The organism is Enterococcus sp. E4-223 (genome assembly GCF_035727065.1).
In the GTDB taxonomy this organism is placed as follows: domain Bacteria; phylum Bacillota; class Bacilli; order Lactobacillales; family Enterococcaceae; genus Enterococcus_B; species Enterococcus_B faecium.
The window spans coordinates 293,645-307,448 of the sequence record NZ_JAPMLH010000001.1 but is presented as its reverse complement, the minus strand read 5'-3'; the positions used below and the strand labels follow the sequence as shown (position 1 = coordinate 307,448).

11 protein-coding genes are annotated in these 13,804 nt (G+C 39.9%); 9 read left to right on the top strand and 2 right to left on the bottom strand.

The window, feature by feature from the left end; genetic code table 11:
• Positions 1-3: 3 nt before the first annotated feature.
• Positions 4-1,020, bottom strand: coding sequence for an ABC transporter substrate-binding protein (locus tag OS139_RS01555; protein WP_061605212.1), 1,017 nt, complete (start codon positions 1,018-1,020; stop codon positions 4-6).
• A 219-nt stretch (positions 1,021-1,239) separates the two neighbouring features.
• On the opposite strand from OS139_RS01555, the gene chvE reads away from it, so the two are divergent.
• From chvE to OS139_RS01530, 5 genes are all read left to right on the top strand, one after another.
• Positions 1,240-2,328: a multiple monosaccharide ABC transporter substrate-binding protein gene (gene chvE, locus OS139_RS01550; protein ID WP_002306852.1), complete on the top strand. Its 1,089-nt coding sequence runs from the start codon at positions 1,240-1,242 to the stop codon at positions 2,326-2,328.
• A 53-nt stretch (positions 2,329-2,381) separates the two neighbouring features.
• Positions 2,382-3,908, top strand: a complete 1,527-nt coding sequence (gene mmsA, locus OS139_RS01545) for a multiple monosaccharide ABC transporter ATP-binding protein (protein WP_325066774.1) — start codon at positions 2,382-2,384, stop codon at positions 3,906-3,908.
• Position 3,909: 1 nt separating this feature from the next.
• Positions 3,910-5,115: a multiple monosaccharide ABC transporter permease gene (gene mmsB, locus OS139_RS01540; RefSeq protein ID WP_002331825.1), complete on the top strand. Its 1,206-nt coding sequence runs from the start codon at positions 3,910-3,912 to the stop codon at positions 5,113-5,115.
• Between the two features lie 254 nt (positions 5,116-5,369).
• Positions 5,370-6,347, top strand: coding sequence for a GMP reductase (guaC, locus tag OS139_RS01535; protein WP_002287992.1), 978 nt, complete (start codon positions 5,370-5,372; stop codon positions 6,345-6,347).
• A gap of 263 nt (positions 6,348-6,610) precedes the next feature.
• Positions 6,611-8,035: an aminotransferase-like domain-containing protein gene (locus OS139_RS01530; RefSeq protein ID WP_325066773.1), complete on the top strand. Its 1,425-nt coding sequence runs from the start codon at positions 6,611-6,613 to the stop codon at positions 8,033-8,035.
• Positions 8,036-8,076: 41 nt separating this feature from the next.
• On the opposite strand, the gene OS139_RS01525 is transcribed toward OS139_RS01530, so the two are convergent.
• The gene (locus OS139_RS01525) at positions 8,077-8,334 is read right to left on the bottom strand and encodes a hypothetical protein (protein ID WP_016628355.1); all 258 of its coding nucleotides are present in this window, start codon (positions 8,332-8,334) and stop codon (positions 8,077-8,079) included.
• Positions 8,335-8,495: 161 nt separating this feature from the next.
• Here OS139_RS01525 and pdhA point away from each other — a divergent pair, with 161 nt between their 5' ends.
• The 4 genes from pdhA to lpdA are packed head-to-tail and all read left to right on the top strand — an operon-like array spanning position 8,496 to position 13,667.
• Complete coding sequence (gene pdhA / locus OS139_RS01520) at positions 8,496-9,605, top strand: pyruvate dehydrogenase (acetyl-transferring) E1 component subunit alpha (RefSeq protein WP_002289692.1); 1,110 nt, start codon at positions 8,496-8,498, stop codon at positions 9,603-9,605.
• Between the two features lie 2 nt (positions 9,606-9,607).
• Complete coding sequence (locus OS139_RS01515) at positions 9,608-10,585, top strand: alpha-ketoacid dehydrogenase subunit beta (protein WP_002289688.1); 978 nt, start codon at positions 9,608-9,610, stop codon at positions 10,583-10,585.
• 24 nt (positions 10,586-10,609) lie between these two features.
• A complete protein-coding gene (locus tag OS139_RS01510; RefSeq protein ID WP_002300399.1) occupies positions 10,610-12,253 on the top strand; it encodes a dihydrolipoyllysine-residue acetyltransferase in 1,644 nt (547 codons plus the stop codon).
• Between the two features lie 7 nt (positions 12,254-12,260).
• Entirely contained in the window at positions 12,261-13,667 is a 1,407-nt protein-coding gene (lpdA, locus tag OS139_RS01505) for a dihydrolipoyl dehydrogenase (protein ID WP_002289686.1), read from the top strand.
• Positions 13,668-13,804 lie beyond the last annotated feature (137 nt).

Genomic DNA, 13,804 nt, shown 5'->3' with positions numbered 1-13,804 from the left:
CAGTCAATAATTTCTGGTTGGAATATTAGTCATATTCTGTTGGGAAAAGACAGTCTCGGAAATAAAAATATCTTTAGGTAATGTTTTTCCTGTTTGAAGATTTCCAAAATAACGAGTAACGGTATTGGCTACATACCAGCCGACATCAGGTTTACACTCGACTACGCAATTGACGATTCCTGAGCGTAGCTTCTCGATCATATCTTCTTGTCCATCAATCGTTACAATGATCAAATCTTCTCCAGGTTTGATTGATGTTTCTTTTATCGCAGCTAAAGCACCGTGAGTCATTTCATCACTATGGCTGTATAATACATCGATTTCGGATAAATCATTTGTTTCTAAATATCGTTTCATCTGGTCTTTTCCTTTCATCCGAATAAAATCACCGACAATTCGGTGAACAATAGTCATCGGAGGTTTATGGTCGATGGTTCCATCTTTTTTTAGGGTTGGTTTACGATTGATTGATTCCAAAAATCCTTCGGAGCGTAGCTTGGTCGGTGTGGAGTTCTCTGAACCAGCAAGTTCTAGGATTCTGATTTCCTGTTTCTTTGAATTTGTGAAGTGATTGCTGACAAATAAACCCGCCCGATTTCCTTCTGCTTTGAAACTGGGACCGATGTGGGTGACGAAAAGCTCGGGATCATTCGTTTGAATATGTCTGTCGACAAGTATGACAGGGATCCCTGCTCGCTTGGCTTCTTTTAATACAGAGTCCCACCCGGATTCTTGCAAAGGAGTAAAAATGATCATATCTACTTTATAGGCAATGAACGTCCGTATATCTTGGATTTGCCGTTCCTGATTCATGTAACCATTTCGGTAGAGAACTTGGTAATCTTCTTTTTCAAGCGCAGTGATAATTGATTCAGTATGCTTTTTCCGCCAGCTACTCTCCGTTCCTGATTGCGAAAAACCAACGACTAGTGGGTCAGGTGCTTCCTTTGTACTAGGTGTACACCCTATCATTTGGTAAGCGATTACAATAAGGGCTAAAAAAAATAAAACACGTTTCACTTTAGATCACTCCATCTGGATTTGTTAGTACTATCTTATCAGATAAAAGGGAAAATCAAAGTCAAAAGGAATCAATCGAAAAAAATCCAAGAAACTTAAAAAAATCCAAGACAAAAAAAGTACACCTAAAAAATTTAAAGTAAATCCCATAAAAAAATCAATGTTAACGCTTTCTTTATTAGCTATACTCGGTGTATCAATCGGAATGGGGGATAAAAAATGAAAAACAAATTTAGAAAGATTCTTGGGAGTATCGCTATTTTGACCGCAAGCATTCTATTAAGTGCGTGTGGCAATTCAGGATCTGCAGATGATAGTACGGGGTATGTAGGAATCGCTATGCCGACCAAATCAGCAGAAAGATGGATCGCTGATGGGAACAACATGGTCTCGGAATTAGAAAAACTGGGTTATAAAACAGATCTTCAATATGGAGAAGATAAAGTAGAAAATCAAGTAGCACAAATCGAAAATATGATTACAAAAGGGGTAGATACACTTGTGATTGCTTCTATCGATGGTTCGGCTTTAACTGATGTGTTAGCTAAAGCAAAAGAAGCAGATATCAAGGTGATCGCCTATGATCGTTTACTAATGAATTCAGAAAATGTCGATTATTACGCGACTTTTGATAATTTTGGAGTAGGTGTATCGCAAGCAGCTTATATTGAAGAGCACTTAGGATTGAAAGAAGGAAAAGGACCATTCACGATTGAATTATTTGGTGGCTCGCCTGACGACAACAATGCACTAATTAATTACAACGGAGTGATGTCTGTTTTACAACCATATATGGACAACGGTCAGTTGGTCGTGCCATCTGGACAGACGAGTTTCAGTCAAATCGCTACGCTTCGCTGGGATGGTTCTACGGCGCAAGCAAGGATGGATAATCTGTTAAGCGCAAATTATACTGACCAAACATTGGATGCTGTTTTGTCGCCATATGATCCAATAAGTTTAGGGATCATTTCGTCATTAAAAGGCGTGGGGTATGGGAGTGAAAGTAAACCTTTACCTGTGATTACTGGACAAGATGCGACAGTTGCTGGCGTTAAATCGATCATTGCCGGGGAACAAACACAAACGATCTTTAAAGACACACGTATCTTAGCAAAAAATACGATTGAAATGATCAAAGCAATCAGTGATGGAGAAGAGGTTCCGGTTAATGATACTGAAACTTATGATAATGGGGTGAAAACTGTCCCTACGTATTTAGCAAATACAGTATCTGTCGATAAAGATAATTATCAAGCAGAGCTGATCGACACCGATTATTATAAAGAATCCGATCTGAAAAATTAAGAGGAACCAAACAAGGTACTAAAGAGATCTAAGTCAGAGAGAGGATAAAAATTATGGCGGATTGTATTTTAAAAATGGCAGATATCACCAAAAAATTTTCTGGAATCCGAGCGTTAGATTGCGTGAATCTGATGATTGAACGTGGGGAAATCCATGCATTGTGCGGAGAAAACGGAGCGGGAAAATCAACATTGATGAATGTCTTGAGCGGCTTGTATCCATATGGCTCCTATGACGGGGAAATCTTTTATGATGGAAAGCTGTGTCAATTCAAAGATTTGAAAGATAGTGAAGAAAAAGGCATCGTCATCATTCATCAAGAATTAGCACTAAGTCCTTATCTTTCAATAAAAGAGAATATTTTTCTCGGAAATGAACAAGCAGAAAGAGGCGTGATTGATTGGGAACTGACAGAAAAGAAAACGTATGAACTGCTGAATAAAGTCGGTTTGTCTATCGACCCGAATCTTCTAGTATCCCAGATTGGCGTAGGGCAACAGCAATTAGTTGAAATAGCTAAAGCATTATCAAAATCCGTCCGTCTGTTGATTTTGGATGAGCCTACCGCTGCATTGAATGAAGAAGAAAGCGCGAATTTGCTGAGATTGATCCGAGAGTTGAAAGAGCAAGGTGTAACCTCCATCATTATTTCACATAAGCTGAATGAAATCGTGGATATCGCAGATCGAATCACCATTTTACGGGATGGACAGACGATTGAGACACTAGAAAATGAAATGATCAGCGAAGAGCATATTATTCGCGGGATGGTGGGCAGAGATTTAGTTGATCGTTATCCTGAAAGAAAACCGGATATTGGAGAAGTTTATTTTAAAGTAGAAGACTGGACGGTCTATCACCCTCTTGATCATGAGCGAATCATAAATGACCACATCAACTTGCATTTGAAAAAAGGAGAGATTGTAGGAATAGCTGGACTGATGGGAGCGGGCAGAACTGAATTCGCTATGAGTCTATTTGGACATTCTTATGGAAGCAAGATATCCGGACGTATATTAAAGGATGGGGCAGAGATATCAGTTAAGACCGTTCCTTCAGCCATTGCAAACGGACTCGCTTATGTCTCGGAGGACCGAAAATCTTTAGGACTGAATCTGCTGATGGATATTCGGGAAAACGTGACGCTGAGCAGTTTGGATAAAATAAGTCAAAAAGGAGTATTAGATAAAGAAAAAGAAGTAACTGAGGCAGAAAATTTCCGGAAAAAGATGCGTATAAAAACAAACTCCATCCATCAAATTGTCAGTAGTCTTAGTGGTGGGAATCAGCAAAAAGTCGTTTTATCCAAGTGGCTGATGACACAACCCGATATTCTTTTTTTGGATGAGCCAACCCGTGGGATAGATGTTGGGGCAAAATATGAGATCTACACGATTATCGAAGAAATGGCAGCAAATGGCAAAGCTGTCTGTCTTATCTCTTCTGAACTTCCTGAAATATTAGGGATGTGTGATCGAATCTATACGATGAACGAAGGACGTATTACAGGAGAAGTCTCGCGAGAAGAGGCAGATCAGGAAGTCTTGATGAAATTAATGACGAAAGAAGAGGTGGGTTAAGTTGGAACAAGCAAAAAATCTTACGGATAAAAAAGAGAAAAAACTAAATTTGAAAAGTAGAGCAGCTGATCTTTTTGGTCGCTACAGCATGGTGATCATTTTAGCGGGACTACTTATTGCGTTTCAATTGATGACGAATGGTATTTTCTGGCGTCCGTTGAATATAACTAACCTTGTTTTGCAAAATAGTCATATATTAGTACTAGCTGCAGGGATGTTATTAGTTGTGCTCTTAGGTCATGTGGATTTGTCGGTAGGGTCAGTGATGGCGTTTGTTGGTGCAATTGCGGGCATGATGATGGTCAATCGCCAAATGAACCCGTGGGTGACAGTCATCGCTTGTCTTGCAGTAGGCGGGCTGATCGGCGCATGGCAAGGTTTTTGGGTAGCTTATGCTGGGATACCGGCGTTTATCGTGACTTTAGCAGGATTGCTGATGTTTCGTGGACTGACACAAGTTGTTCTAGGCGGTCAATCTCTAGCACCTTTTCCAGCTGTTTTTCAAAAAATGTCTACGGGTTATTTACCAGACTTAAGCAAAGGAAGCAACCTTCACTTCTTGACATTGATTTTAGGAATGATCATCACCATCGTGTTAGTTGTTGGACAATGGCGAACAAGAAATCGTCGGAAAAATCATTTATTTGAAGTGGAATCTCCAGCAGCTTTCTTGGTAAAGGCGGTATTTACAGCAGTCGTTGTACTAGGAATAACTTATATCTTTGCCTCTTATCAAGGGTATCCGATTATTTTGATCATTCTTGGTTTGATCGTTGCAGCATATGGGTTTTTGACAAATAAAACAGTAGCAGGTCGACAGATTTATGCGACGGGCGGAAATCGAAAAGCGGCTGAACTATCAGGGATCAAAACAAAGCGAATCACGTTCTGGGTATTCGTCAACATGGGAGTCATGGCAGCTTCAGCTGGATTAGTTTTAGCTGCTCGATTGAATGCGGCAACACCTCAAGCAGGTACATCGATGGAACTGGATGCAATGGCGGCAGTATATTTTGGTGGTGCTTCGACTTCCGGCGGCATTGGAACAATCATGGGTGCGATTGTCGGTGGCTTGGTCATGGGTGTATTGAACAATGGCATGTCGATTTTAGGCGTCGGGGTAGACTGGCAGCAGGCAATCAAAGGATTGATCTTGCTTTTAGCCGTTGTGCTAGACTTGTATAATAAGAAAAAACGAACAACGTAGGAGAACGCCGGTTATTCAGAAAAAAGACTGTGACAAGACATTTGTCACAGTCTTTTTTTGCTAAAAGCGAACATTCATTTTTCGTTTGTATAGACTAAAAATAATATATGTTTTTTTACCATTCGTATAAATTCTCTTTTTGCTCTTGATTTTTTTGCTTAATTGAGTTAAATTACATAGGGCGCTAAAAAAAGCCTTGATTAAATTAATAATGTTCGTGTTTTGCTGGATGTGAACATCAGGAGGATAATGTAATGAAAGTATTTGATTACGAAGATATTCAATTAATTCCTAATAAATGTATCGTAAATAGCCGTTCTGAATGTGATACAACGGTCACATTAGGTAAACATACATTCAAAATGCCAGTAGTGCCTGCCAACATGCAGACGATTATTGATGAAACAATCGCAGAATTCTTAGCGGAAAATGGTTATTTCTATATCATGCATCGGTTTGATGAAGCAGCTCGAATTCCGTTTATCAAAAAAATGAAAAAGCGTGGATTGATTACCTCAATCAGTGTTGGCGTCAAGAAAGAGGAATATTCCTTTATAGAGAAGTTGGCAGAAGAATCGCTAAATCCTGATTATATCACTATCGACATCGCACATGGACATGCTAACTCAGTTATTGATATGATTCAGCATATTAAAAAATATTTGCCTGAAACTTTTGTGATTGCCGGTAATGTTGGTACACCGGAAGCCGTCCGTGAATTGGAAAATGCGGGCGCAGATGCAACAAAAGTCGGGATTGGTCCAGGAAAAGTATGTATTACAAAAATCAAGACAGGCTTTGGGACTGGAGGCTGGCAACTGGCAGCTCTTAGATGGTGTGCGAAAGCAGCTCGCAAGCCGATCATCGCTGACGGTGGGATCAGAACACATGGCGATATTGCAAAATCTGTCCGTTTTGGTGCGACAATGGTCATGATTGGTTCATTGTTTGCCGGTCACGAGGAATCTCCTGGCGAAACAAAAGTCGAAAATGGAATCGTGTATAAAGAATACTTTGGTTCTGCTTCAGAATTCCAAAAAGGCGAAAAACGAAATGTTGAAGGAAAGAAAATCTGGATCCAGCATAAAGGATCTTTGAAAGATACACTAGTGGAAATGCAACAAGACCTTCAATCATCTATTTCTTATGCTGGAGGAAGAGATCTGGAAGCCATTCGAAAAGTTGACTATGTCATCGTGAAAAATTCGATTTTTAATGGAGACACAATCTAAAAAATAAATAAAATATTAGAATGTTGTGAAAAAGTTGTCCTGCATTAAGTAATAAGAACAGCCAAACAAAAATAGTTCTTTATATGTTTTGTTTGGCTGGACTTATTATCGCAGATACAAGCTTTTGAACATCATTATTCAGAATAAGGGACTGTGATAAGACTTTTGTCACAGTCCCTTATGTTTTGCAAAAAAAGTTTTTCTTTTTTCTCGTAAATTCGGTAAAATCAAAAGAAAAAATAGACAATAGAAAAGAGAAGCTTATGTGGGAAAAAGTAGAGAAAAAACAAGGACCGATTTATCGTCAAATCATGGAACAGATTATGAGAGAAATCGAAAACGGAAGGATCAATCCTGGAAGTCAACTTGAATCAGAACGAAAACTAGGGCAACTTTTTGGTGTGAATCGTTCCACCGTTGTCCATGCATTGGAAGAGCTTAGGGAGCTTGGGGTACTAACGAGCAAACGTGGCAGCGGATGGTTTGTTAATCAGACTGAATGGGGGAAATTCGCTGTTCCAAGAATCGATTGGCGGCAAATGATCTCTCCTCGTTATGAGCAGACGGACTGGTATGAGCAAAAAATAAGAGAAGCAAAGCAGATCCAAAAAACATCGTTTCTTGATTTATACGCTAGCGAGATGCCAGATGAGCTTTTGCCGAATTTTGAGTTTCCTTCTTATTCTCTTGAAGAAATCTTAGCGGAAGAAAAAGAAATGGATCTTTTAGGCTATACTCCGTTACGTAACAAAATCAAACGGTATTTGGAAAGTAAATTTGAATTGGCATTTTCCCCCAACCAGCTTCTTGTGACTGGTGGCGGTCAGCAAGCAATCTTTTTGATTTTACAAACGATTCTTTCAGCTGGAGAGGGGATAGCTGTAGAGTCACCTTCTTTTTTTTACCGATTACCTCTTTTCAAAGCTTCAGGAACGCGTTTATTTGGGATACCGATGGATGAAGAAGGGATCGACTTAGAAAAACTGAAAGAATCGATCCATAAAAATAAATTGAAAGCAGTGCTTATCAACCCGAATTTTCAAAACCCTACAGGAAAAGTGATGAGTCAAAAACGACGAGAAAAGCTAGTAGAATTGTGTCGACAGTATCGGCTTCCAATTATTGAAGACGATGTATTTACGGATCTTTCATTTCTAAACCAAGAAGAAGTCCTTCCTATACGAACGATTGATCCGGATAATGTGTTATACGTCGGTTCGTTATCTAGGGTTTTAGGAAAAACAACGAAAATCGGTTGGGTGATAGGACCTGAGACTTTTATCTCGCAACTAGCTCAAGCGCAAGAAATGATGGAGTTTTCGATGAATATCCTTACACAAATCACAGTGGCTAATGTATTTAATGAAGCAATTGATTTGAAAATGCAAGATGTAAGAAAAAAGTTGAAAGAAAAAAGCCGACTGATAAGCGCTTGGGGAGATTCACAATCGTTTTTCAAGCTTCATTCAATTTTAGGTGGTTACTATGCCTGGATTACTTGGGATGGGAAAAAACTAGACCCCGAACTAGCAGAAAAAGTAGTAGATATGGGTCTTGGAATTGCACCAAGTCTACTTTTTGGGCAAGATATAAATGGAGTCAGAATCAATTACAGTAGGCTGGATGAAAACCAAATACCGTTGTTTTATTCAAAGATGAAAATTCTAGAAAAGTGGTTAACAGAATAATTTCACAAAGTAAATAGATTAAAGAATATAACAGCTTGGATTTAAATTTCAAGCTGTTTCTTTTTTTTCGGAAAAAGAATACGATATAAAGAAACTAAGAAAAAACCATTATTTGTACGTCCGTTCACGATGTGTAAATAAAATAAATATTTGCAACAAAACTGTATAACACCAACGTTTCTAAATAGAAACAGATGGTTGTAAGTTTGATTAGAAAATAGAAAAAATGCAGATGAAATATAAAACGCTTTCCTTATTGTGATTTTATTCACTAATGCTGTTAATATGCGGATTGGCATAATTTCCTTTCATCGTGAAAATTTGTGCTTTTAGCTTGTATTTCTCATAAATCCATGATAATTTATTAATGAAGACGGTTAAATAGTGATACAGTTTTATTCACTGTTTCAATCGCAGAATGAAGAGATTTTCTTATAGATGAGAGAGGAATGTGTGACAAATGGCAAACAAAAAAGCACCGATCGACTTCCAAGCACTGCTAGATGAAGTCAATGCAGATTTCCCAGTATATCAAGCACTTGATCAAGATGGAAACGTAGTTAACAAAGATTTAGTACCTGATTTATCCGATGATGAACTCGTTGAATTAATGACTCATATGGTATGGTCTCGTGTATTAGACCAACGTTCAACAGCGCTGAACCGCCAAGGACGCCTAGGCTTTTTCGCACCAACTGCTGGACAAGAGGCAAGTCAGCTGGCTAGTGCTTACGCATTTGATAAAGAAGATGTTCTTCTTCCAGGTTATCGGGATGTACCTCAACTAGTAAAACATGGTTTACCTTTATCTCAAGCTTTTTTATGGTCTAGAGGACATGCTGCAGGTAATTCTTATCCGGAAGAATTGAAAGCTCTACCACCACAAATCATCATCGGTGCACAATATGTACAAGCAGCCGGTGTTGCATTAGGTTTGAAGAAACGAAACAAGAAAAATGTCGTCTTCACTTATACTGGTGATGGCGGTTCATCACAAGGTGATTTTTACGAAGCAATCAATTTCGCTGGCGCTTACCATGCAAATGCCGTATTTTATATCCAAAACAACGGGTATGCGATCTCTACACCTCGTGAAAAACAAACTGCAGCAAAAACACTTGCACAAAAAGCTGTCGCAGCTGGGATTCCTGGTATTCAAGTCGATGGAATGGATCCGCTTGCAGTATATACTGTATCTAAAATGGCACGGGAATGGGCGATCAGTGGAAATGGACCAGTCCTAATCGAAACACTGACTTATCGTTATGGACCACATACACTATCTGGTGACGATCCAACCCGCTACCGTACAAAAGACACAGATGACGATTGGCAGAAAAAAGATCCATTGATCCGCTTCCGTAAATATTTGACGGAAAAAGGACTTTGGTCTGAAGAAAAAGAAGAACAAGTCATCGAAGCAACTAAAGAAGAAATCAAAGCAGCTATTGCTGAAGCCGACAAAGTACCAAAACAAAAGGTTTCAGATTTCTTGAAAAACATGTTCGAAGTATCTCCACAATCAATCAAAGAACAAATTGCAATTTATGAAGCGAAGGAGTCGAAATAATCATGGCACAAAAAACAATGATCCAAGCAATCACAGATGCCTTAGCACTTGAACTAGAAAATGACGAGAATGTCGTTGTTTTTGGTGAAGATGTTGGGAAAAACGGAGGAGTTTTCCGGGCAACTGAAGGATTGCAGGAAAAGTTCGGAGAAGACCGAGTATTCGATACTCCTTTAGCTGAATCTGGAATCGCAGGATTGAGTTTCGGTCTTGCGTTAGAAGGATTTCGTCCAGTTCCTGAAATCCAATTCTTTGGTTTTATTTTCGAAGCAATGGACGAAGTAGTAGCTCAAATGGCTCGTACAAGATATCGAATGAGCGGCACTAGAAATCTACCAATCACGATTCGTTCACCATTTGGTGGCGGTGTTCATACACCAGAATTGCATTCGGATAATTTAGAAGGTTTGATCGCTCAGTCTCCTGGTATTCGAGTAGTGATTCCTTCCAACCCTTATGATGCAAAAGGACTATTGATTTCTTCTATTAGAAGTAACGATCCGGTTGTTTTCCTAGAACACATGAAACTATATCGCTCATTCCGAGAAGAAGTGCCGGATGAAGCTTACGAAGTTCCTTTGGATAAAGCAGCAGTTACTCGTGAGGGAACAGATGTATCTATTATCACATACGGAGCAATGGTGCGTGAAGCAATCAAAGCAGCAGACAATCTTGCAAAAGAAAATATCTCTGTTGAAATCATTGATCTTCGTACTGTTGCGCCATTAGATGTAGAAACGATCATTCAATCCGTGGAAAAAACTGGTCGCGTAGTTGTTGTCCAAGAAGCACAACGACAAGCGGGCGTTGCCGCGCAAGTAGTTTCTGAGATCTCAGAACGCGCTATCCTTTCATTAGAAGCCCCAATCGGACGAGTTTCTGCACCTGATACAGTCTTCCCATTTGGACAAGCAGAAAATGTCTGGTTGCCAAATGCAAAAGATATCGAAGACAAAGTAAAAGAAATCGCGGAATTTTAAGAAAAGAAGGGACGAAACAAAGTCATGGCTTATCAATTTAAATTGCCGGATATCGGTGAAGGAATCGCAGAAGGTGAAATCGTCAAATGGTTCGTCAAACCAGGAGATACGATCAATGAAGATGATACATTACTAGAAGTTCAAAATGACAAATCAGTAGAAGAAATCCCGTCACCTGTTACAGGAACGGTTAAAAATGTGATTGTTCCAGAAGGTACCGTAGCAAATGTTGGGGATGTATTAGTAGAAATCGATGCACCAGGACACGAAGACAATGAAGGGGACAGTGGTGTAGCCGCAGAATCCCAAACTCCAGCTAAACCGGCTGCTGAACCCACTGTTGATACAGAATCAGCTGGATCGTCAAGCGAAGGAGTCTTCCAATTTAAGTTACCGGATATCGGTGAAGGAATCGCAGAAGGTGAAATCGTCAAATGGTTCGTCAAACCAGGAGATACGATCAATGAAGATGATACATTACTAGAAGTTCAAAATGACAAATCAGTAGAAGAAATTCCGTCACCTGTCACAGGGACAGTTAAAAACGTGATTGTTCCAGAAGGCACTGTAGCAAATGTTGGGGATGTATTAGTAGAAATCGATGCTCCTGGACACAATAGTGCACCGTCAACTAGTGCGCCATCAGCTGAAGCACCAAAAGAAAAAGTGGAAACATCAGGTTCAGCAAGTGTCGTTGAAGCTGCCGATCCAAATAAACGTGTATTGGCTATGCCATCTGTTCGTCAATTTGCCCGTGAAAAAGATGTAGATATCTCACAAGTAACTGCAACTGGAAAAGGTGGCAGAGTAACAAAAGAGGACATCGAAAACTTCTTGGCAGGAGCTCCAAGCAGCGCACCAGCGAAATCAGAAGCGCCAGAAGCGGCAACTCCGAAAGAAGCAGCTCCTGCAGCAGAAAGCAAACCCGCTGAACCAGCAAAACCATTCAAGTCCAACTTAGGAGATTTGGAAGAGCGTGTAGCAATGACACCAACACGTAAAGCTATTGCTAAAGCAATGGTCAATAGTAAGCATACAGCTCCACACGTGACATTGCATGATGAAGTAGAAGTGTCTAAACTATGGGATAATCGGAAACGATTTAAAGAAGTTGCTGCTGCAAATGGTACGAAACTAACTTTCTTGCCATATGTCGTGAAAGCTTTAACAGCGACTGTTAAGAAATACCCAGTATTGAATGCATCTATCGACGATGCAAACCAAGAAATCGTTTATAAACATTACTACAATATCGGTATTGCAACAGATACGGATCACGGATTATATGTACCAAATGTAAAAGATGCAGACCGCAAAGGAATGTTTGCTATTGCAGACGAAATCAATGAGAAAGCAAAATTAGCTCATGACGGCAAACTATCTGCAGAAGATATGCGCAATGGAACAATTACGATCAGCAATATCGGATCTGTAGGTGGCGGTTGGTTTACACCAGTCATCAACTATCCAGAAGTAGCTATTTTAGGTGTAGGAACGATTGCGCAACAACCAATCGTAAACGCTGAAGGCGAAATCGTTGTCGGTCGTGTGATGAAACTATCACTAAGTTTTGATCACCGTATCGTAGATGGAGCAACTGCGCAACAAGCAATGAACAATATCAAACGTCTTTTAGCTGATCCAGAGCTATTAATGATGGAAGGATGATAAACAAATGGTAGTTGGAGATTTTGCTGTAGAATTAGATACAGTTGTAATCGGTGCGGGACCTGGCGGCTATGTAGCTGCCATCCGTGCTGCTGAAATGGGACAAAAAGTAGCAATCATTGAAAGAGAGTATATTGGCGGTGTTTGTTTGAACGTCGGCTGTATTCCTTCAAAAGCATTGATAGCTGCGGGACACCATTATCAAGAGTCACTAGATTCCGAAATGTTTGGAGTAACTAGCGAAAATGTCAAACTAGATTTTGCGAAAACACAAGAATGGAAAGAAAACAAAGTTGTCCATACGTTGACTTCTGGTGTTGGTTTTCTATTAAAAAAACATAAGGTTGAAACAATCGAAGGCGAAGCGTTCTTCGTAGATGATCACACACTACGCGTCATTCATCCAGATTCAGCTCAAACTTATTCGTTCAATAACGCAATCATCGCAACAGGTTCCCGTCCAATCGAGATTCCAGGATTTAAATTCGGCGGACGTGTGTTAGATTCTACTGGCGGATTAGCATTGAAAGAAGTACCTAAGAAATTTGTGATCATCGGTGGCGGTGTGATTGGTGCCGAATTGGGCGGAGCGTACGCAAACTTAGGAGCAGAAGTAACGATTCTTGAAGGCTCACCACAAATTTTACCAACTTACGAAAAAGATCTCGTAAAATTAGTAGAAGATGATTTCAAGAAAAAAGGTGTAACAGTCGTAACGAATGCGATGGCAAAAGAAGCAGTCGATAACGGTGACAGTGTGACAGTGAAATATGCAGTGGACGGGAAAGAAGAATCTGTTACTGCTGACTATGTGATGGTCACTGTAGGACGTCGTCCAAATACGGATGATATGGGCTTAGAACAAGCGGGTGTCGAAGTAGGAGAACGTGGATTGATCACAGTAGATAAACAAGGACGTACGAACGTACCTAATATCTATGCCATCGGTGATATCGTTCCAGGGGCGGCATTAGCGCATAAAGCTAGTTACGAAGCAAAAATCGCTGCTGAAGCAATCTCTGGCAAAAAAGTAGCTGTAGATTATAAAGCAATGCCAGCAGTTGCCTTTACTGATCCGGAATTGGCTTCTGTAGGTATGACAATCAAAGAAGCAAAAGACGCAGGTATCGAAGCGAAAGCATATAAATTTCCATTCTCAGGGAACGGTCGAGCATTATCGCTAGGTAAAACGGAAGGATTCATCCGTTTAGTCACGACGATCGAAGATAACGTGCTTATTGGCGCGCAAATCGGTGGAGTCGGCGCAAGTGATATGGTCTCTGAATTAGCTTTAGCAATCGAATCAGGAATGAATGCTGAAGATATCGCCTTGACGATTCATCCTCATCCATCTCTTGGCGAAATCGTCATGGATGCTTCGGAATTAGCATTAGGTTTACCAATCCATATTTGATTTGAATAATACAGGCGAAACGCAACTGAAAAATCAGTTGCGTTTTGTTTTTTAGAATTATCAATAATATTATTATGTAAACTTAAAAATATGACAACTTCTTGGTTTATTACCACTTCCTATGCTACACTGAAGAG